Annotated in this window: 21 protein-coding genes; 7 read left to right on the top strand and 14 right to left on the bottom strand. The window is 60.8% G+C overall.

Going from position 1 to position 20,817, the window contains the following annotated elements; translation table 11 throughout:
• The 5 genes from LOY67_RS05220 (at position 1) to LOY67_RS05200 (ending at position 3,994) form a co-directional block, all read left to right on the top strand.
• Positions 1–945, top strand: a complete 945-nt coding sequence (locus LOY67_RS05220; RefSeq protein WP_265066240.1) for an ABC transporter permease — start codon at positions 1–3, stop codon at positions 943–945.
• Positions 935–1,753, top strand: a complete 819-nt coding sequence (locus tag LOY67_RS05215) for an ABC transporter permease (protein WP_265066239.1) — start codon at positions 935–937, stop codon at positions 1,751–1,753. Before LOY67_RS05220 ends, LOY67_RS05215 begins: the two co-directional genes overlap by 11 nt.
• Positions 1,754–1,894: 141 nt before the next feature.
• Entirely contained in the window at positions 1,895–3,319 is a 1,425-nt protein-coding gene (locus tag LOY67_RS05210; RefSeq protein WP_265066238.1) for a gamma-aminobutyraldehyde dehydrogenase, read from the top strand.
• Between the two features lie 149 nt (positions 3,320–3,468).
• Positions 3,469–3,717, top strand: coding sequence for a CopG family ribbon-helix-helix protein (locus tag LOY67_RS05205; protein ID WP_265066237.1), 249 nt, complete (start codon positions 3,469–3,471; stop codon positions 3,715–3,717).
• Positions 3,695–3,994 carry a type II toxin-antitoxin system RelE/ParE family toxin gene (locus LOY67_RS05200; RefSeq protein WP_265066236.1) on the top strand — a complete coding sequence of 100 codons (300 nt, stop codon included), beginning with the start codon at positions 3,695–3,697 and terminating at the stop codon, positions 3,992–3,994. The genes LOY67_RS05205 and LOY67_RS05200 overlap by 23 nt, the downstream gene beginning before the upstream one ends.
• Positions 3,995–4,034: 40 nt before the next feature.
• On the opposite strand, the gene LOY67_RS05195 is transcribed toward LOY67_RS05200, so the two are convergent.
• Positions 4,035–4,220, bottom strand: a complete 186-nt coding sequence (locus tag LOY67_RS05195) for a hypothetical protein (protein ID WP_265066235.1) — start codon at positions 4,218–4,220, stop codon at positions 4,035–4,037.
• Positions 4,221–4,600: 380 nt separating this feature from the next.
• Between LOY67_RS05195 and LOY67_RS05190 the strand changes: the two genes are divergently transcribed.
• Positions 4,601–6,226 (top strand): glucan biosynthesis protein D, encoded by a 1,626-nt coding sequence (locus LOY67_RS05190; RefSeq protein WP_265066234.1) that lies wholly within the window; start codon positions 4,601–4,603, stop codon positions 6,224–6,226.
• Between the two features lie 168 nt (positions 6,227–6,394).
• On the opposite strand, the gene LOY67_RS05185 is transcribed toward LOY67_RS05190, so the two are convergent.
• The 3 genes from LOY67_RS05185 to LOY67_RS05175 all read right to left on the bottom strand — a co-directional run bounded on the left by LOY67_RS05185 (position 6,395) and on the right by LOY67_RS05175 (position 10,178).
• On the bottom strand, positions 6,395–7,501 hold the full coding sequence (locus LOY67_RS05185) for an NADH:flavin oxidoreductase/NADH oxidase (RefSeq protein WP_265066233.1): 1,107 nt from the start codon (positions 7,499–7,501) through the stop codon (positions 6,395–6,397).
• Between the two features lie 365 nt (positions 7,502–7,866).
• On the bottom strand, positions 7,867–9,576 hold the full coding sequence (gene recJ, locus LOY67_RS05180) for a single-stranded-DNA-specific exonuclease RecJ (protein WP_265066232.1): 1,710 nt from the start codon (positions 9,574–9,576) through the stop codon (positions 7,867–7,869).
• Positions 9,577–9,635: 59 nt separating this feature from the next.
• Positions 9,636–10,178, bottom strand: coding sequence for a YaeQ family protein (locus LOY67_RS05175; protein WP_265066231.1), 543 nt, complete (start codon positions 10,176–10,178; stop codon positions 9,636–9,638).
• A gap of 146 nt (positions 10,179–10,324) precedes the next feature.
• Here LOY67_RS05175 and LOY67_RS05170 point away from each other — a divergent pair, with 146 nt between their 5' ends.
• Positions 10,325–11,524 carry a CaiB/BaiF CoA transferase family protein gene (locus LOY67_RS05170; protein ID WP_265066230.1) on the top strand — a complete coding sequence of 400 codons (1,200 nt, stop codon included), beginning with the start codon at positions 10,325–10,327 and terminating at the stop codon, positions 11,522–11,524.
• A gap of 181 nt (positions 11,525–11,705) precedes the next feature.
• On the opposite strand, the gene LOY67_RS05165 is transcribed toward LOY67_RS05170, so the two are convergent.
• From LOY67_RS05165 to rpsP, 10 genes are all read right to left on the bottom strand, one after another.
• Positions 11,706–11,993: a DUF3509 domain-containing protein gene (locus tag LOY67_RS05165; protein ID WP_265066229.1), complete on the bottom strand. Its 288-nt coding sequence runs from the start codon at positions 11,991–11,993 to the stop codon at positions 11,706–11,708.
• Positions 11,994–12,165: 172 nt separating this feature from the next.
• Positions 12,166–13,536 (bottom strand): transporter substrate-binding domain-containing protein, encoded by a 1,371-nt coding sequence (locus tag LOY67_RS05160; RefSeq protein WP_265066228.1) that lies wholly within the window; start codon positions 13,534–13,536, stop codon positions 12,166–12,168.
• A 121-nt stretch (positions 13,537–13,657) separates the two neighbouring features.
• Entirely contained in the window at positions 13,658–15,067 is a 1,410-nt protein-coding gene (thrC, locus tag LOY67_RS05155) for a threonine synthase (protein WP_265066227.1), read from the bottom strand.
• Positions 15,068–15,171: 104 nt separating this feature from the next.
• Positions 15,172–16,476 carry a homoserine dehydrogenase gene (locus tag LOY67_RS05150; RefSeq protein ID WP_041024826.1) on the bottom strand — a complete coding sequence of 435 codons (1,305 nt, stop codon included), beginning with the start codon at positions 16,474–16,476 and terminating at the stop codon, positions 15,172–15,174.
• Between the two features lie 132 nt (positions 16,477–16,608).
• Entirely contained in the window at positions 16,609–17,340 is a 732-nt protein-coding gene (locus LOY67_RS05145) for a DsbC family protein (protein WP_047702125.1), read from the bottom strand.
• A gap of 297 nt (positions 17,341–17,637) precedes the next feature.
• Positions 17,638–18,534 (bottom strand): site-specific tyrosine recombinase XerD, encoded by an 897-nt coding sequence (gene xerD / locus LOY67_RS05140; RefSeq protein WP_265066226.1) that lies wholly within the window; start codon positions 18,532–18,534, stop codon positions 17,638–17,640.
• A 131-nt stretch (positions 18,535–18,665) separates the two neighbouring features.
• Positions 18,666–19,016 (bottom strand): 50S ribosomal protein L19, encoded by a 351-nt coding sequence (rplS, locus tag LOY67_RS05135; protein WP_003175895.1) that lies wholly within the window; start codon positions 19,014–19,016, stop codon positions 18,666–18,668.
• 44 nt (positions 19,017–19,060) lie between these two features.
• On the bottom strand, positions 19,061–19,834 hold the full coding sequence (gene trmD / locus LOY67_RS05130; RefSeq protein ID WP_265066225.1) for a tRNA (guanosine(37)-N1)-methyltransferase TrmD: 774 nt from the start codon (positions 19,832–19,834) through the stop codon (positions 19,061–19,063).
• Positions 19,816–20,352 (bottom strand): ribosome maturation factor RimM, encoded by a 537-nt coding sequence (gene rimM / locus LOY67_RS05125; protein WP_265066224.1) that lies wholly within the window; start codon positions 20,350–20,352, stop codon positions 19,816–19,818. The genes trmD and rimM overlap by 19 nt, the downstream gene beginning before the upstream one ends.
• 5 nt (positions 20,353–20,357) lie before the next feature.
• The gene (gene rpsP, locus LOY67_RS05120; RefSeq protein WP_007927680.1) at positions 20,358–20,609 is read right to left on the bottom strand and encodes a 30S ribosomal protein S16; all 252 of its coding nucleotides are present in this window, start codon (positions 20,607–20,609) and stop codon (positions 20,358–20,360) included.
• Positions 20,610–20,817 lie beyond the last annotated feature (208 nt).

Here is a 20,817-nt window from a genome sequence, read left to right as displayed (position 1 = left end):
ATGAATACACTGGCCCTCCCCCAGACACCCGCGCCGGGTTCGCTGCGACGGTTTTCCAACCTGCTGTACCGGCGGCCCAACCTGTACCTGTCGATGCTGCTGGTACCGCCGCTGATCTGGTTCGGCGCGATCTACCTGGGCTCGCTGCTGACCTTGTTGTGGCAAGGTTTCTACACCTTCGACGACTTCACCATGGCGGTCACGCCGGACCTGACCCTGGCGAATTTCGCCGCGCTGTTCCAGCCCTCGAACTTCGACATCATCCTGCGCACCGTAAGCATGGCCATCGCGGTGTCCATCGCCAGCGCCGTCGTCGCGTTTCCCATCGCCTATTACATGGCGCGCTACACCAGCGGCAAGACCAAGGCGTTTTTCTACATCGCGGTGATGTTGCCGATGTGGGCCAGCTACATCGTCAAGGCCTACGCCTGGACATTGTTGCTGGCCAAGGGCGGCGTGGCACAGTGGTTCATCCAGCACCTGGGCCTGGAGCCGGTGTTGCAGTTCGTACTGGGCATCCCCGGCGTCGGCGGCAGCACACTGTCCACTTCGCACCTGGGGCGCTTCCTGGTGTTTGTCTATATCTGGCTGCCGTTCATGATCCTGCCGATCCAGGCCTCCCTGGAGCGCCTGCCGCCGTCGTTGCTGCAAGCCTCGGCGGACCTGGGGGCCAGGCCACGCCAGACGTTCATGCAGGTGATCCTGCCACTGTCGATCCCGGGCATCGCCGCCGGCTCGATCTTCACCTTCTCGCTGACCCTGGGGGATTTCATCGTGCCCCAACTGGTGGGCCCGCCGGGCTACTTCGTCGGCAGCATGGTCTACGCCCAACAAGGCGCCATCGGCAACATGCCCATGGCCGCAGCCTTCACCCTGGTGCCCATCGTGCTGATTGCCATCTACCTGTCTATCGTCAAGCGCCTGGGGGCTTTCGATGCACTCTGACTCTTCAACCCGGGCCTCCTGGGGCTTGCGCATCGCGGCTTGGGGCGGGCTGGTGTTCCTGCACTTCCCGATCCTGATCATCTTCCTCTATGCCTTCAACACCGAGGACGCCGCCTTCAGCTTCCCGCCCAAGGGCCTGACCCTGAAATGGTTCAGCGTGGCCTTTGCCCGTCCGGATGTGCTGGAGGCGATCAAGTTGTCGTTGCAGATCGCGACCATCGCCACCCTGATCGCCATGGTGCTCGGCACGCTGGCATCGGCGGCGCTGTACCGTCGCGACTTCTTCGGCAAGCAGGGGATTTCGCTGATGCTGATCCTGCCCATCGCCCTGCCGGGGATCATCACCGGCATTGCGTTGCTGGCCACGTTCAAGACCCTGGGAATCGAACCAGGCATGTTCACCATCGTCGTCGGCCACGCGACCTTCTGCGTGGTGATCGTCTACAACAACGTCATCGCCCGACTGCGCCGCACCTCCCACAGCCTGATCGAGGCCTCGATGGACCTGGGGGCCGATGGCTGGCAGACCTTCCGCTACATCATCCTGCCCAACCTGGGCTCGGCGCTGTTGGCCGGCGGCATGCTGGCGTTTGCACTGTCGTTCGACGAAATCATTGTCACCACCTTCACCGCCGGCCACGAACGCACGCTGCCGCTCTGGCTGCTCAACCAGCTCAGCCGCCCCCGCGACGTTCCGGTGACCAATGTCGTCGCCATGCTGGTGATGATGGTGACCATGCTGCCGATACTGGGCGCCTATTACCTGACCCGTGGGGGTGAAAGCGTGGCGGGTAGCGGGGGGAAATGAATCAGGCGCAAACCGCGATGAACCCATGTGGGAGCGAGCCTGCTCGCGAATGCGGTCCATCAGGCACCGTGCACTGACTGAACCACCGCTTTCGCGAGCAGGCTCGCTCCCACAAAAACAACACCTCGAGAGGACATGGACATGCAAACCAAACTGCTGATCAACGGTCGCCTGGTGAACGGCGAAGGTCCCGGCCAGGCCGTGTTCAACCCGGCGCTGGGCCGGGTGCTGGTGGAAATCAACGAAGCCAGCGAAGCCCAGGTCGACGCCGCCGTGCGCGCCGCCGATGACGCCTTCGATAGCTGGTCGCAGGTCGCGCCCAAGGACCGCTCCCTGCTGCTGCTCAAACTGGCCGACGCCATTGAAGCCCACGGCGAAGAACTGGCGAAACTGGAGTCAGACAACTGCGGCAAACCCCTGGGCGCTGCCCTGAATGACGAGATCCCGGCCATTGCCGACGTGTTCCGCTTCTTTGCCGGCGCCAGTCGCTGCATGAACGGCTCGGCGGGGGGCGAATACCTGCCGGGGCATACGTCGATGATCCGCCGCGACCCGGTGGGTGTCATTGCCTCCATCGCGCCCTGGAACTACCCGCTGATGATGGTTGCCTGGAAAATCGCCCCGGCCCTGGCCGCCGGTAATACCGTGGTGCTCAAGCCGTCGGAACAGACGCCCTTGACGGCGTTGCGCCTGGCGGAACTGGCAGCGGAAATTTTCCCGGCCGGTGTACTCAACGTGGTCTTCGGTCGTGGGCAAACCGTCGGCCAGCCGCTGGTCACTCACCCGAAAGTGCGCATGGTGTCGCTGACCGGCTCCATCGCCACCGGCTCGCACATCATTTCCAGCACCGCCGACAGCGTCAAGCGCACCCACATGGAACTGGGCGGCAAGGCCCCGGTGATCATCTTCGACGACGCCGACATCGACGCCGCCGTGGAAGGTATCCGCACCTTCGGTTTCTACAATGCCGGCCAGGACTGCACGGCGGCCTGTCGCATCTATGCCCAACAAGGCATCTACGACCAGTTCGTCGAAAAACTCGGTGCCGCGGTGGGCAGCATCAAGTACGGCCTGCAAACCGCGCCGGACACCGAGATGGGCCCGCTGATCACCGCCCAGCATCGCGACCGCGTGGCCGGGCTCGTCGAGCGGGCCATCGCCCAGCCGCATATCCGCCTGATCACCGGGGGCAAGGCCGTGGACGGCAACGGGTTCTTCTTCGAACCGACGGTGCTGGCCGATGCCCAGCAGGACGACGAAATCGTGCGCCGGGAGGTCTTCGGCCCGGTGGTGTCCGTCACCCCGTTTCTCGACGAAGCGCAGGTGCTGGCCTGGGCCAATGACTCGGACTACGGCCTGGCCTCATCGGTATGGACCCGCGACGTCGGCCGGGCCCATCGCTTGTCGGCGCGCCTGCAATACGGCTGCACCTGGGTGAACACCCACTTCATGCTCGTCAGCGAAATGCCCCATGGCGGTCAGAAACATTCCGGTTATGGCAAGGACATGTCCATGTATGGGCTGGAGGACTACACGGTGGTGCGGCATGTGATGTTCAAGCATTGAATGCAACAAGCATCTGGAAACACATGCGGACTACCGCCCCGCCTTCGTCTTGCTAAGGTTTTCGTCAATCGGTGCACGCTCGCCGGTTGACGGAAATCCTGGCAGGCCCTAGGGTTGTCTACAACGTATACACCCAAGGGTATCTCTCCATGGCCTCGCCTGTTTTGTCATTTCGTGTGGAAGAAGGTCTGGCCCAGCAGCTGGACTTGTTGGCCGCCGCTACCGAGCGCGACCGTCAGTACCACCTCAAGCGTGCACTGGTTCGTTATGTGGAAGCCGAGTCCTGGCATCTGCAAGCCATCAGCGAAGGCATGGCAGATGCCGACGCTGGAAACCTGACCGATCTGGATGCCGTGAAGGCTAAGTGGGCAAAGCGTGCCGCGCACCGTACTGACTGATAAAGCACAAAGTGACCTCGACTCGATTCATGAACATTACCAAGGTGCCATCGGCACCCAAGACGCCACCGCTGTCATCAGCTCCATTCTGGAGGCGCTGCAACAGCTGGAGCGTTTCCCGGGCTGCGGCCGTCCTTCGGTCGTTCCGGACGTTCGGGAGCTGGTGCTGACACGCTACCCGTTCGTTGCGCCTTATCGGGTCGTGCAAGGTCAATTGCAGATCCTGCGGATATTGCACCAGCGCACCGAACGTCCCCAGGACTGGTCGATGGAATAAGCAGCGACCCTGCCCCGGCCGATCCAGTACGACAACTTGCTCAGAACCGCGAAACACTCCTCATCGCATCCACCAGGTAACGCATGGCGATCCGGTCGTTTTCCGACAGCTCGCGGTAGCGCTCCACCAGTCGCAATTCCTCCAGGCTGAGGCGCCGCGTCCGGCGCGCGTTGTGCAGGCATGGGAAGAGCCCCAGCATTTCGGTAATGCCCTGTAGTTTCGTCATGAACAATGTCCTTGTGTACGTCGAATGGATTCCCCGGAACCTGACGGAGCCTGCCGAGGCCTCGGACTGAGCCCCTTCGCCAAGCTAAAGAATAGGGGTGATTCACACAGCGAAGAGACAGTTTTAGAGTAATTAGTCAAAAAAATGCAGGGATCACCAAGAAAAAAGAAATATCTGTAAGAAAATTTAACCAAGCCACGCTTTCCTTTTCTCAGTCGTCGACGTATCCCCTATGATTTTGCGCCTCGGTGAACCGATCCGGTTCTCAGGCATCTCTTCTAAGTCTCGTTTGGCCAAAGGCATGTCCGAACTCCTTTATCAGTTGTAGCAATCCCTGTTGCCAGGAACGGCTGGGGCTTGTTTCGAGAAAGGTTGTATTTATGCATCGCAGGAATCTGCTCAAGGCCTCCATGGCTTTCGCCGCCTATACCGGGCTTTCGGCTTCGGGACTCATGGCAGCACGGGCCTGGGCCGCCGATCAGACGGCCGACGGCGAAGCCCGTCCCTTCGATTTCAAGAGCCTGAAAGATCAGGCCAAGCGGCTGGCCGGACAACGTTACGTCGACACCAAGCAAGTCTTGCCAGAAACGTTGGCGATGATGTCGCCATTGCAGTTCAACGCTATCCGGTATGACGCCAACCATTCGTTGTGGAACGAGCTGGACGGTCAACTGGACGTACAGTTTTTCCACGTCGGCATGGGCTTCAAGCAGCCGGTGCGCATGCACAGCGTCGATCCGAAGACCCGTCAGGCCCGTGAAGTGCACTTCCGCCCGGAGCTGTTCAACTACGAGAAAACCACGGTCAACACCGCGCAACTGAAGGGTGACCTTGGCTTCTCCGGGTTCCGGGCCTTCAAGGCGCCGGAGCTGGACCGGCACGACATCGTTTCGTTTCTGGGCGCCAGCTATTTCCGCGCCGTGGACGCTACCGGCCAGTACGGGCTCTCGGCCCGTGGGCTGGCGATCGATACGTATGCCAAGCACCGTGAGGAATTTCCGGACTTCACTCAGTTCTGGTTCGAAACCCCGGACAAGAACAGCACCCGCTTCGTGGTCTATGCCCTGCTCGATTCCCCCAGCGCTACTGGGGCTTATCGTTTTGACATCGATTGCCAACCCACCCGGGTCGTGATGGAAGTCGACGCCCACATCAACGCCCGGACCGCCATCGAACAACTGGGCATTGCGCCAATGACCAGCATGTTCAGTTGCGGCACCGTCGAGCGACGCATGTGCGACACCATTCACCCGCAGATTCACGACTCTGACCGACTGGCCATGTGGCGCGGCAACGGCGAGTGGGTCTGCCGCCCGCTGAACAACCCCGCCACCTTGCAATTCAACGCCTTTGCCGACAACAACCCGAAAGGCTTCGGCCTGGTGCAGACCGACCACAGCTTCGAGAGTTACCAGGACACCGTGGACTGGTACAGCAAACGTCCGAGCCTGTGGGTCGAGCCGACGACGGCCTGGGGCGAAGGCTCTGTGGATCTGTTGGAAATTCCCACGACCGGCGAAACCCTGGATAACATCGTCGCGTTCTGGTCACCGAAAAAGCCGGTCAAGGCCGGTGACTCGCTGAACTATGGCTACAAACTCTACTGGAGCGCCTTGCCGCCGGTGAGTACGGAGCTGGCCCAGGTTCACGCGAGCCGTTCGGGCATGGGTGGGTTCATCGAAGGTTGGGCACCAGGCGAGCATTACCCGACCGTCTGGGCACGACGCTTTGCCGTGGACTTCAGTGGCGGTGGTCTCGATCAGCTACCCCCTGGGACCGGCATCGAACCGGTGGTGACCTGTTCCCATGGCGAGGTGAAGGACTTCAACGTGCTGGTGGTGGATGCGATCAAGGGCTATCGCATCACCTTCGACTGGTACCCGACCGACGACCGTGTGGACCCGGTGGAAATGCGCCTGTTCATTCGCAGCAAAGACCGGACCCTGAGCGAGACCTGGCTGTACCAGTACTTCCCGCCGGCGCCGGATAAGCGCAAGTATCCCTGACAGTTGTTCATCGTCCGGGCTGGCCCCATCGCGAGCAGGCTCGCTCCCACAGGGTAGGGTGTCGAACACACATTCTGTGAACAACACCAATCCCTTGTGGGAGCGAGCCTGCTCGCGATGAGGCCAGCCCCGGCCTGAATGCCGGGGCTTTGTTTTCACAAAGGACAGTCAGTCCCGCAGATCCGACTCATGAATCGGCTGGTCCCGATGGGTCGCCCGCTGATACTGCGCCGGCCATACCGCCTTGCGCCCACCCAGGTCATCATCGGCATGCAGTGCCCAGTACGGATCGCGCAACAACTCGCGGGCCAGGAAAATGATGTCGGCCTGACAGGTCCGCAGGATGTGCTCGGCCTGGGCCGGTTCGGTGATCATGCCGACGGTGCCAGTGGCGATTTCCGACTCCTTGCGCACCCGCTCGGCGAAACGCGTCTGGTAACCCGGACCGGTGGGGATTTCCGCATTCGCCGCGGTGCCGCCCGATGACACATCGATCAAATCCACCCCCAACGCCCTGAATCGCCGCGCCAGCTCGACGGTTTCATCGGGGTTCCAGCCGTCCTCGACCCAATCGGTGGCCGACACGCGCACGAAGACCGGCAACTCCTGCGGCCATACGGCCCTGACCGCTTCGGTGACCTGCAGCACCAGCCGGATACGGTTTTCGAACGAACCGCCATATTGATCGCGCCGCTGATTACTCAACGGCGACAGGAACTGATGCAGCAGGTAACCGTGGGCCGCGTGAACCTCGACCACCTTGAACCCGGCCGTCAGGGCACGCCGGGCCGCTTCAACGAAGGCCTGGATGACGGCATTGATCTGCCCTTCGTCCAGTTGAGTCGGCTGAGTGTGCTGCGGATCGAAGGCAATCGGTGAAGGGCCGACCGGCACCCAGCCGCCATCCGCAGGTTTCACGCTGCCATGCTTGCCCAGCCAGGGCCGCCAGGTGCTGGCCTTGCGCCCGGCGTGGGCCAGTTGAATGCCCGGCACGGCCCCCTGGGCGGTGATGAAACGGGTGATGCGTTGCAGGGGTTCGATCTGTTCATCGTTCCACAGGCCCAGGTCCTGGGCGGTGATGCGGCCGTCAGCGGTGACGGCGGTGGCTTCGGTGAACACCAGGCCGGCGCCCCCCACGGCGCGGCTGCCGAGGTGCACCAAGTGCCAGTCATTGGCCAGGCCATCGACGCTCGAATACTGGCACATCGGCGACACCGCGATGCGATTGGGCAGGGTCAATTGGCGTACGGTATAGGGTTCAAGCAGCAGACTCATGGGGCACCTCTTCGAATCAGTGGGCAGGCTCCAGGTTCTGTTTGAAAAGTCGACGAGTGACAAAAGGTGCAGCACCCGCCCCCGCGGGCAAAGAAAATGGACAAGACGTCACAAGGGCTATCAACCAGTGTTTAGAGCCTAGTCGACAACCGGGGATAAGGCAGGGTTCCGCGTTTAAAACAAGCTCCTGTGGCGAGGGGATTCAGCGAAACGTCGCACCGCCCCGCTGGGCTGCAAAGCATCCCCAAGCAGCAGACTCAATTCTGCCGGAAACATCGAGTCGTCTGGCTTTAGGGCCGCTGCGCGCCCCAGCGGGGATGAATCCCCTCGCCACAGGGAGATCATCGCCTTGGGGAATCTGTGGCCTACCGCGGCTCGATATGCGCAATCATCAGTTGCACCGTTTCCTGCCCGCGAAACTCATTGAGGTCGAGCTTATAGGCCAGTTCGACCCAGCGCACGGTCGGATTCGGCCAGACGTCGCGGTCGATGCCGAAGGCGATACCATCAAGCTTCACCGAACCGCACTCGCTCTTGAGCACCACCTTCAGGTGCCGTTCGCCCACCACCCGCTGTTCCACCAGCTGGAACACGCCGTGGAACATCGGCTCTGGAAAATGCTGGCCCCAGGGACCGGCATGGCGCAGGGCCCGGGCCAGTTCCAGGTGGAATTCTTCCACCGCCAAGGTGCCATCCGACAACAGCCGTCCGGTCAGGTCTTCTTCACGCAACTGCCTGCGCACTTCCGCGTCGAAAGCCTCGGCGAACAACGGGAAGTTCGCCTCCGGCAACGACAGCCCCGCCGCCATGGCATGGCCGCCGTACTTGCTGATCAGGGTCGGATGCTGCGCCGCCACGACGCTCAGGGCGTCGCGAATATGAAACCCCTGCACCGAACGGCCAGAGCCCTTGAGCATGCCGTCCCCAGCATCGGCAAACGCAATGGTCGGACGGAAGTAACGATCTTTCATGCGCGAGGCGAGGATGCCGATGACGCCCTGGTGCCACTGTGGATCGAACAGGCACAGACCGAACGGCATCGACTCCACCGGCAGCTCCTTGAGCTGGGCCAGCGCCTCACGCTGCATGCCCTGCTCGATGGATTTGCGGTCCTGGTTCATGCCATCCAACTGCGCGGCCATCTCCCGGGCCAGCGCCTCGTCGCCGGTGAGCAGGCATTCGATGCCCAGGCTCATGTCGTCCAGACGCCCCGCCGCATTCAGGCGCGGGCCGAGGATGAATCCGAGATCGGTCGAGGTAATGCGCGAGTGATCACGCTTGGCCACTTCCAGAATGGCTTTGATACCCGGGCGGGCGCGTCCGGCGCGAATGCGTTCCAGGCCCTGGTGCACGAGGATCCGGTTGTTGGCGTCCAGGGGCACCACGTCGGCCACACTGCCCAGGGCCACCAGGTCCAGCAGTTCGCCGATGTTCGGCTGCGGTTTACTGACGTACCAGCCCAGGCTGCGCAACCGTGCGCGCAGGGCCATCAGCACGTAGAAAATCACCCCGACTCCGGCCAGCGCCTTGCTCGGGAACTCACAGCCCGGCTGGTTCGGATTGACGATGGCATCGGCCGCCGGCAACTCGGAGCCCGGCAAGTGGTGGTCGGTCACCAGCACCTTGAGCCCTGCCGCTTTCGCCGCCGCCACGCCTTCCACGCTGGAAATGCCGTTGTCCACGGTGATCAGCAGTTGCGGCTCGCGGGTCAGGGCGACTTCGACGATTTCCGGGGTCAGCCCGTAACCGTATTCGAAGCGATTGGGCACCAGATAATCGACATGGGCCGCCCCCAGCAAGCGCAACCCCAACAGGCCCACGGTACTGGCCGTCGCACCGTCGGCATCGAAGTCACCGACGATCAGGATTCGTTGGCGTTGCTCCAGGGCCACCACCAGCAGGTCCACCGCCGCATCGATGCCCTTGAGCTGCTGATAAGGAATAAGACGCGCCAGGCTCTTGTCCAGCTCAGCCTCGGACTGCACGCCACGCGCCGCGTACAGGCGGGTCAGCAGGGGCGGCAGGTCACCGAGAAACGGCAGGGTGGCGGGGAGCTGGCGGGGTTCTATGCGCATGGGGTGACAGACATTTCTCTATAAATTATGGGAGTTCTGGCGAAGAAGCTTCTGTGGGATCAACCACGCTCGCCCAGCAACCACTGCAACTGGACTTCATGCTGCCCACGGTCGTCAGTCACGAACATCGTCCCCTCACTGATCATCACATCCCACTTGATCACGCGAGGCATGTCCTGGGCCAGGGTTTCCAGCACGTCCTGGGGCACAGCAGCGATGTTGACGTTCTTCAGGTTTTTCACCGCCGGAATCACCTTGCCCTCCCAGACCCGCAGGCTGCCATAGGCCAGCAGGCTGGTGCGTTCGGTACGACGCGAGCACCAGGTCAGGCGATCGACGTCGGGTTGGCCGACTTCGATCCAGTGCAATACGCGGTCATCCAGGCTCTTTTCCCACAGCGCAGGTTCATCGACATCTGACAGACCGCGACCAAACGACAGCAACTCGTTGTACCAGAGCGCGTAGGCCAGCAGCCGCACGGTCATGCGTTCCTCGGTTTCCGAAGGATGGCGGGCGATGGTCTGCTTCACATTCTCATAGACATTACGGTCGAGGTCGGTGAGGTTCAGTTCAAACTTATAGGTCGTGGACGGCTGGGCCATGAACGGGCTTCTTGATACGTGGAAAGGCGGCAAGTCTAACCGATGACACGGCAAATCCACGAATTGCCGACCATCAACCTGCGGCGACTGACGCTGGCCTATGATAAAACGCTCTATTCGTTTCGTTTTGTCCTACAGGATCTTTCATGTCGCTCACAGCCAAACCCCTTGCTGGCGTCAAAGTCATCGAACTCGGCACCCTGATCGCCGGGCCTTTTGCCTCGCGGATCTGTGCCGAATTCGGTGCCGAAGTGGTCAAGGTCGAATCGCCCGATGGCGGTGATCCGCTGCGCAAGTGGCGCAAGCTGTATGAAGGCACCTCCCTGTGGTGGTTCGTCCAGGCGCGCAACAAGAAATCCCTGACCCTGAACCTGAAACACCCCGACGGTCTGGCGATCCTGAAACAGCTGATCGGTGAGGCCGACATCCTGATCGAGAACTTTCGTCCCGGCGTGCTGGAAAAACTCGGCCTGGGCTGGGATGTGCTGCATGCGCTGAACCCGAAACTGGTGATGGTGCGTCTCTCCGGTTTCGGCCAGACCGGACCGATGAAAGACCAGCCCGGGTTTGGCGCGGTGGGCGAATCCATGGGTGGCTTGCGCTACATCACCGGGTTCGAAGACCGGCCGCCGGTGCGCACCGGGATTTCCATCGGTGACTCCATCGCCGCCCTCTGGGGCGTGATCGGTGCGCTGATGGCCTTGCGTCACCGGGAAGTCAACGGCGGCACCGGCCAAGTGGTGGACGTGGCGTTGTACGAGGCGATTTTCGCCATGATGGAAAGCATGGTGCCGGAGTTCGACGTGTTCGGTTTCATCCGCGAGCGCACCGGCAATATCATGCCCGGCATCACCCCATCGTCCATCCACACCAGCGCCGACGGCAAGCATGTGCAGATTGGTGCCAACGGCGATGCGATCTTCAAGCGTTTCATGCAGATCATCGGCCGTGACGACCTGGCCAATGAACCGCAACTGGCCAGCAACGACGGGCGTGACGGCCGCCGCGACGAGTTGTACGGCGTTATCGATCGCTGGGTCAATTCACTGCCGCTCGATACCGTTATCGAACAGTTGAACCGGGCCGAAGTGCCGGCCAGCCGGATCTTCAGCGCCGAAGACATGTTCAGCGACCCGCAATTCCTCGCCCGTGAAATGTTCCTGCAAGCCAAGCTGCCGGACGGCAAGGCGTTCAAGATGCCGGGCATCGTACCGAAACTTTCCGACACACCGGGCAGCGCCGAATGGGTCGGGCCAACGCTCGGGGAACACAATGCCCAGGTGCTCGGCGAGCTTGGCTACGATGCGCAGCAGATCGCTCGCCTGCGCATGGAGGGGGCAATTTAAGGTGCCCACGCCGTTTTCCGCCAGGCAAAAAGAAACCCCGAGAAGTGGGGAGACGACTCGGGGTTAAACGTGACCATTCGAGGTCCGTGCAACAAGCGACAAGCACCGGAGCACAATGCTTGATCTTGTTGGTAAAAGGTCTGACTCACCAGGGGGTAGGAAGGTTCCCACAACCTGCCATTCAATTCGCTGCGGTCATGACCTTGTCGCGAGCCAGATTGCGCAGTGCCGCGATCACACAGGGCTCCAGGCGCCCCTCGACGATCAGTACATCACGATGCAGACCATCGACCACATCCGTCAGTTGACGCTTGTCGGTCAACTGCGCCTGATTGAACACCCGCTCAACCATGATGGCTCCAGAAGCATTCTTCAGCGTCACCAGGCATTCGCCACCGGCGCCGGAGGGAGTCAGCGTGACCTGATACGGGCTCAAAGCCTCACCCAGCAATAGGCTGATACTTTCCATTCGATCACCCTTCAATAGTCCGAAAACAACTGCATGTGCACAGTAAGTGACCGTGGGCCGCAGCAGAAAGTTCGTCAGCGTACCGAACCGGCCAGTTCAACCGAGCATGCGCGTTCAATATGACAGGGAAACAACAGCCTTCGCAGACAACCATTTTCGTTGCGTGCCTGTATCAGGCCCGGAGCCTATCCGAACGTCGCCATCGCCGCCCGGCATCGCTCCAGCCCCCCAGGAGACCACGCAACTGTCCATCGGCACCGTAGAACGGCACCGACCAATGGTAGATATCCCGTAATCCGCTGTTGAACATCACCCGGCGGTCACTGAACCGGGACTGTCCCGTGCGCAGTTGCTCCATCATTTCCCCATGCAGCAACTCGGCCGTGGCCGCCGGAAACGCCGCGGAATCGGTCAGGCGGGTACCGCGCAGTTTCTCGAAGCGGGTCGCGAACTGTTCTTCGTAGCTTTTGTTGCACATGAGCAGCCGCCCTTCCAGATCACGGATGAAAATCGGATCGGGAATGGCGTCCATCAAGGCGCTCTGGAGCATCAACTGATCGTTAAGGACCGCCTCGGCCCTGAGGCGCTGATCAATCTGTATTTGCAGGCGCCGATTCCATAGCAGCGACAGCAGGCCGAACACCCCGAAGACGACGACGCACCAGTAGCCCCACTGGGACACCCGCCGCCAGAGCGATGGCGCCTTGCCGGGGACGACACCCGCCATCCACTTGGAACGCAGGGCACGCATTTCCTCGGCCGGGAACGCTTCCAGTGCCTTGTTCAGAATACTCAGCAGCGGCAGCAGATCCTGACGTACAGCCAGATAGTCCGGTTCCCACTTGCCATCAAGGTTTCTTCCTACTTTCAACTGCCCGGCCGGATAGAGATGCACCCCGGTTTCGTTTTCGATGGTGGCATGGGCTTCCCCACTTTCCACCAGCGCCCGCGCCTCTGCATAGGTCTTGACCGTGCGTAGCTGGACGGTGGGGTAATCGCGGCGGATTTCCGCTTCCAATGCATGCCGGGCCGGCAGCGCCAGGACCTTGCCCTTGAGCTGCTCCAGCGAATGGAGCGCCGGCTCCCCGTCACGGCCGACGAATACCCAGCCGGAACCACCGAATGCGTGACTGAAATTGAGGAAGTCCCGGCGTTCGTCGTTCATCGCCATGGTGGTCGTCATATCGGCCTCGCCCCGCTCCAGCATCGCCAGCAACTGGTCGGGGGAGAACGACTCCCGGTGCACGAACTCCAGGCCCGTCATGCGTGCAATGCGCAGGAGGATGTCGTTGTTCAGCCCGTTCCACTGCCCACGTTCATTCTTGAACAGGTACAACGGAAACTGCATCGAGGCCACGATGACCCTGGGGTGCTCCTCGATCCACTGCAATTCCTGCGCGTCCAGCACCAGTTGCTCGCCGGACTGAAACGGCGGCGCTTCAAAGGCTGCCAATTGTGCCGCCCCGCCCCATTGCATCCAGCACATCAGGGCCAACCCTGTCATCCAGCTCAACGCTGGTTTGCATTTGATAAAAAACAACATCTGCATTTCCTTCGAGATGACTCGCCCGTCCCTCCAAGGGGCGAAAACCCGATCAGTTTGGCATGCAGAAACAAGAAAGCCCGTCAGGAGACGGGCTTCAAAATGTGACAGGTTTCAGCGATCAGAGAGGCTTGCCGCGGTTGCCATGCTGACTGACAAAGGCCTGTACGGCTTTCAGGTCATTCGGCAGCACGGTGCAGCGCTCTTCTCGCTCAAACAAATCCGAAAGATGTGCAGGTAGTTCAAGCGCTTTTCCTACACCAGCTTTCTCCACCGCTTCCGGAAACTTGACCGGGTGAGCGGTGCCCAGAATCACCATGGGGATGTCCAGGCTGCGGCGGCACTCACGGGCGGCCCTTACACCGATGGCCGTGTGCGGATCGAGCAATTCGCCGCTCTGTTCGAACACCTCGGCAATGGTCTCGCAGGTTTGCGCGTCGTCCACCGCCAGGGAATCGAACAGCTTGCGAGCTTCGGTCCAGCGCTCGGCCTCGACGCTGAAACCGCCACCCTGACGGAAACTGTCCATCAGGCCGGCAATCGCCGCGCCGTTGCGACCATGCAGGTCGAACAGCAAGCGTTCGAAGTTCGACGACACCATGATGTCCATCGACGGCGACAGCGTGGCGTGCAGGGTTTCCTTGACGTACTGGTTGCCGCTCATGAAGCGGTGCAGGATGTCGTTGCGGTTGGTGGCGACGATCAGTTGATTGATCGGCAGGCCCATGTTGCGCGCCAGGTAGCCGGCGAAGATGTCGCCGAAGTTGCCGGTAGGCACAGAGAACGACACCGAACGGGCCGGACCGCCCAGCTGCAGGGCCGCGTGGAAGTAATAAACGATCTGGGCCATGATCCGCGCCCAGTTGATCGAGTTCACTGCCACCAGCCGCGTGCCCTTGAGGAAACCCTGGTCGGCGAAACTCGCCTTGACCATTTCCTGGCAGTCATCGAAGTTGCCTTCGATGGCGATGTTGTGGATGTTTTCACCGAAGATCGTCGTCATCTGCCGGCGTTGCACTTCCGAGACACGGTTGTGCGGGTGCAGGATGAAGATGTCGACGTTCTCGCAGTGCTTGCAGCCTTCGATGGCGGCCGAACCGGTGTCGCCGGAGGTAGCCCCGACGATGACCACACGCTCGCCACGCTTTTGCAGCACGTAGTCCAGCAGACGACCGAGCAGTTGCAGGGCGAAGTCCTTGAATGCCAGGGTCGGGCCGTGGAACAGTTCCATCACCCATTCGTTACCGTTGAGCTGACGCAGCGGCGCGATGGCGTTGTGGGAAAAGACACCATAGGTCTCCTCCAGGATCTTCTTGAAGTCGGCGTCCGGGATGCTGCCGGTGACGAACGGGCGCATGACCCGGAAGGCCAGCTCGTGATACGGCAGGCCGGCCCAGGAGGCGATTTCTTCCTGGGTGAAACGCGGCAGGTTTTCCGGCACATAGAGGCCGCCGTCCGTGGCCAGGCCGGCCAGCAGGACATCTTCGAAATTCAGGGCCGGTGCCTGGCCGCGGGTGCTGATATAGCGCATAAGGGCAAACCTTTGGTTTGAGCTTCGAGCTTCAAGCTACGAGCTACAAGTAGAAGCCGATCCGCTTTCAACTCGTAGCTTGTGGCTTGCCGCCTGCAGCTGAATTAATTCAGATGTTCGACGCGGATACGGACCACCGGACCCACGACGTCCTGCAGCGCCTCCAGCGCAGCGATGGCGTCGTTGATACGCTGCTCGACCACACGGTGGGTCAGCAGGATCATCGGCACCAGGCCGTCGTGCTCCTCGACTTCCTTCTGCATGATCGACTCGATGTTGATGCCGCGCTCCGACAGGATACTCGCCACCTGGGCCAGTACACCCGGATGGTCTTTGGCCTGGATGCGCAAGTAGTAGGCACTTTCGCACGCTTCGATCGGAAGAATCGGATGAGCCGACAGCGAGTCCGGCTGGAAGGCCAGGTGCGGCACACGGTTTTCCGGGTCGGAGGTCATGGCACGCACCACGTCCACCAGGTCGGCCACGACCGACGAGGCGGTCGGCTCCATGCCGGCGCCGGCGCCGTAGAACAGCGTCGAGCCGGAGGCGTCGCCGTTGACCATCACGGCGTTCATCACACCGTTGACGTTGGCGATCAGGCGGTCGGCCGGGATCAGGGTCGGATGCACACGCAGCTCGATGCCGCTGGCGGTGCTACGGGCCACACCCAGGTGCTTGATGCGGTAGCCCAGGGCTTCGGCGTAGTTCACGTCAGCAGTGGTCAGCTGGGTGATGCCTTCGGTGTAGGCCTTGTCGAACTGCAACGGGATACCAAAGGCAATGGACGCCAGGATCGTCAGCTTGTGCGCCGCGTCGATGCCTTCCACGTCGAACGTCGGGTCGGCCTCGGCGTAACCCAGGGCCTGGGCTTCGGTAAGCACGTCCTCGAAGGTCCGGCCTTTCTCGCGCATTTCGGTAAGGATGAAGTTACCGGTGCCGTTGATGATGCCGGCGACCCAATTGATGCGGTTGGCCGACAGGCCTTCGCGGATGGCCTTGATCACCGGGATACCACCGGCCACGGCGGCTTCGAACGCCACGATCACGCCTTTTTCACGGGCCTTGGCGAAAATTTCGTTACCGTGCACGGCGATCAGGGCCTTGTTGGCGGTGACCACGTGCTTGCCGTTCTCGATGGCCTTGAGCACCAACTCACGGGCCACGGTGTAGCCACCCATCAACTCGATGACGATATCGACTTCAGGGTTGGCCGCCACGGCGAATACATCGTTGGTAATCGAAATACCGGTCGTCTGGAACTGAGGCTTTGGCGTACGCATGGCAATTTGTGCCACTTCGATTCCACGCCCGGCACGGCGGGCAATCTCCTCGGCGTTACGCTGAAGTACGTTGAAGGTGCCGCCACCGACGGTACCTAACCCACAGATGCCTACTTTGACCGGATTCACTCTTGACTCCCCATGAAACGGCCGACGCAAGGTCGGCCGTGAAATACAGCCGCGCAGCAACGCGGCTCTGCGTTTAACGGCCCGACGAAGATTTTCGCCGAGCCATGCTCTTCATCAGCACATTGCCCATGATTATTTCGCGCCGAGGGCCAGTTTGGCGACTTGCGGCGCCGGCTGGTAGCCCGGAATTACCTGACCATCCGCCAAAACAATTGCCGGCGTACCGTTCACGCCTATTGACTGGCCCAGGGCAAACTGCTTGGAAACCGGGTTCTCGCACTTGGCGGCCTTGATTTCCTTGCCATCGACCATCTTGTCCATGGCCGCTTTCTTGTCTTTGGAGCACCACACGGCCTGCAACTGCTCGTCGCCCGGCGAGCCCAGGCCCTGGCGCGGGAACGCGACGTAGCGCACTTCAATGCCGCGCTTGTTCAGCTCCGGCACTTCGGCATGCAGTTTGTGGCAGTACGGGCACGTGGTGTCGGTGAACACCGTGATATGGGACTTGGTTTCGCCCACCGCCGGGTAGACCACGGTTTCGGCAACCGGAATGCCGTTGATCAGCTTGGAAACGCCCTGGCGCTCGGTCAGCTCGGTGAGGTTGACCGGCTTGCCATCCTTGAGCTCGAACAGGTTGCCCTGGACGATGTATTGACCGTCGGCGCTGGCGTAGAGCACGCGGCTGCCCTTGAGCTTGACTTCATACAGGCCGGACATCGGGCTGGCGGAAATGGCTTCGATCGGTACTTCGAGCTGAAGGTTTTCCAGGCTCTTGCGAATAGCCTTGTCCGCCGCATCATCGGCGATGGCAAAGGTGCTGGCCAACGCGATGGCAGCGGCGGTGAACATCTGGATCAAACGCATGGGAACTCCTGAGGCGAACAAATGGGACGGAGAACGCCAACCCGCAGATCTGGTTCCGGCCGCCCACTGTGCAAACCGGCCAAGCCTACCACATAAGGCCCGCGTGGCCGAATGCCGTTGATGCAAGGCATTGGCTTGTGCATATCCAACCCTGTGGGAGCGAGCCTGCTCGCGATAGCGGCAGCACATCAACATGGATGCAAGCTGACCCACCGCTTTCGCGAGCAGGCTCGCTCCCACAGAGGAATTTCGGGGGCCAACAAAATCGGAGCCCCACAGTCGGGCGGTGCATCTCCCTCAACCGCGCGGATGATGCCTGGCATGCAGTTCCTGCAACCGCGCCCGGGCGACGTGGGTGTAGATCTGGGTGGTGGACAGGTCGCTGTGGCCCAGCAGCATCTGCACCACCCGCAGGTCGGCGCCGTGGTTGAGCAGGTGCGTGGCAAAGGCATGGCGCAAGGTGTGGGGCGAAAGGGATTTGCTGATCCCGGCGACCTTGGCCTGGTGCTTGATGCGGTGCCAGAAGGTCTGGCGGGTCATCTGGTCGCCGTTACGGCTCGGAAACAATACGTCGCTGGGGCGCCCACCCAGCAGTTCATGGCGACCGTCCCGCAGATAGCGCTCGACCCAGATGATCGCCTCCTCGCCCATCGGCACCAGGCGCTCCTTGCTGCCCTTGCCCATCACCCGCAGCACACCCTGGCGCAGGTTGACCTGCTCCAGCGTCAGGCTGATCAACTCGGTGACACGCAGGCCGCAGGCATACAGAACCTCCAGCATGGCCCGGTCGCGCTGGCCGATGGCTTCGCTGAGGTCCGGCGCCGCCAACAGCGCCTCCACATCGGCTTCCGACAGGGACTTGGGCAGCGGACGCCCCAGCTGTGGCATCTCCACGCGTAAGGTCGGATCCACCGCGATCAGTTTTTCCCGCAGCAAATAACGATAAAACCCACGCAGGCCGGAGAGAAACCGTGCAGTTGAGCGCGGCTTGTAGTTCTGCTCCAGGCGCCATGCCAGGTGATCGAGGATCAGTTCCCGTCCGGCATTGGCCAGTTCCAGGTTTTTCTCCTGCAACCAGCCATTGAACAGCGCCAGGTCGCTGCGGTAAGCGTCACGGGTATTGTCAGACAGGCCTTTCTCCAGCCACAGGGCGTCGAGAAACTGGTCTATCAGTGGATGATCGATGGCTGGCATAAAGACTCTTGGCAGATGCGCATGCACGCCGCATCAGTACGAAAAAGAAAGTACGCAGGGTGCTCAAAGAGCAAATCGCAGGCAACAAAAAAGCAGCCCTCAGGCTGCTTTTTTTGCATCGGAAGCTGGACTCAGGCCAGTTTTTCCTTGATGCGAGCTGCTTTACCGGACAGGTCGCGCAGGTAGTACAGCTTGGCTTTACGCACGTCACCGCGACGCTTCACAGCCATGCTGTCGATTTGCGGGCTGTAGGTCTGGAAAGTACGCTCTACGCCAACACCGTTGGAGATTTTACGAACGGTGAAAGCACTGTTCACGCCACGGTTACGCTTGGCGATAACGACGCCTTCGAACGCTTGCAGACGGGAACGGTCACCTTCCTTCACTTTCACCTGAACGACAATGGTGTCGCCCGGGGCAAAGGTAGGGATTTCTTTGGTCATCTGCTCTGCTTCGAGTGCAAGGATGATTTTGTTAGTCATGCTGTGCTCCTAAGGCAAGTCTCGGACTTACCATCGATACGTTGTTAACTATCGTCCCGCTCGCGGATGTATTCCTCGAGCAGCTTCTTCTCTTCTCCAGAAAGCGAGCGGCTTTCCAGAAGATCGGCGCGTCGTTCCCAGGTCCGACCAAGGGACTGCTGTAAACGCCAACGCCGGATGTGCGCGTGGTTGCCACTTAGCAACACGTCGGGAACACGCTGATCCGCATACACCTCCGGTCGGGTGTAGTGCGGGCAATCCAGCAGACCATCCGTAAAGGAATCTTCCTCAGCGGAATCTGCATGCCCTAAAGCTCCAGGCAGCAGTCGTGTAACCGCATCGATCAGGACCATCGCCGGCAGCTCGCCGCCAGACAGTACATAGTCGCCAACCGACCACTCTTCATCGACATGAGCTTCAATGAAACGCTCGTCAATGCCTTCGTAACGACCGGCAATCAGGATCAATGCATCCGAACTCGCCAGTTCGCGTACCGCCGACTGAGTCAGCTGGCGGCCTTGGGGCGACAGGTAGATCACCTTCGCACCCTCCCCGGCTGCCGCCCTGGCCTGAACCAGTGCATCTTCCAGGGGCTTGATCTTCATCACCATGCCCGGACCACCGCCAAACGGGCGATCGTCCACAGTGTGATGCCGATCCGTGGTGTAGTCCCGCGGATTCCAACAGGTCAGCTGCAACAGCTCCTGTTTCACCGCGCGGCTGGTTATGCCGTACTCGCTGATGGCGGAAAACATCTCGGGAAACAATGTGATGACTTCAACGCGCAAATTGGCCACGTTCAGAAATCCGCATCCCATTCCACCTTCATCTCGCCTGCTTCCAGGTCAACGGCCAACACGCACTGCCCGGTATAGGGCAACAGGCGTTCGCGATCATCCAGGCTGCCGACGCAAGGCTTGACCACCATGACATCGTTCGAACCGGTCTCGAGCAGGTGATCGATTTTCCCGAGCAATTGCCCGAGGTGGTCGATGACCTTCAGACCCACCAGCTGGTACCAGTAGTACTCGCCGTCGGTCAGTTCAGGGAACAGGTTGCGCGGCACACAGATCTCATAACCGGCCAGAAGGCGTGCTTCTTCACGATCATCGAGATCCTTGAGCTTTGCGACCAGGAACTTGTCGTTCCCGCGTCCGCTGACCAGCTCAACCTGTTTCACACTGCCTTCGCGCTTGAGCGTCCAGGCCTTGTAGTCCAACAGGTTCTTGATCGGATCAGTAAAGGAATAAACCTTCACTTCGCCGCGAACGCCATGTACAGAATAGATTTTGCCGACAACGATCAGATCATCAGCATCTTTTGGCGTCGCGTTCATATTGCTCAGGCCGCAGCCTTAGCCGATTCCTTCAACAACTGAGCAACGCGCTCAGAAGGTTGTGCACCAACGCTCAGCCAGTAGGCAACGCGCTCTTGGTTCACGGACAGACGAACTTCCTGACCACGGGCGATAGGGTTGAAGAAACCAACCTGCTCTTTGTGGGAACCGTCACGCGGGTTGCGGCTGTCGGTTACGGTCAGGTGGTAAAACGGGCGCTTTTTGGAGCCGCCAAGGGCAAGACGGATTGTTAGCATGTGAACATCGTTCCTGTAGTCGGTGCTGCAAATCTAAATGCACAGCGGGCATGGGTGCCCGAAAGGCCGCATATTCTAAGGAATATCCAGACTTTTGCAAATGACTTTTTCCGGCGACTGCCGGCCTGCCATTCAGATCTGCCACGGTCAGCGCCCGCCGATGACGGGTTGGCTGGAGATCCCACGTCGCCGTGGGCTGCACCGGCAT

Source organism: Pseudomonas sp. B21-056 (genome assembly GCF_026016325.1).
Lineage (GTDB): Bacteria > Pseudomonadota > Gammaproteobacteria > Pseudomonadales > Pseudomonadaceae > Aquipseudomonas.
Note: the sequence above shows the minus strand (reverse complement) of the source record. Positions and strands in the feature narration are given on the sequence as shown.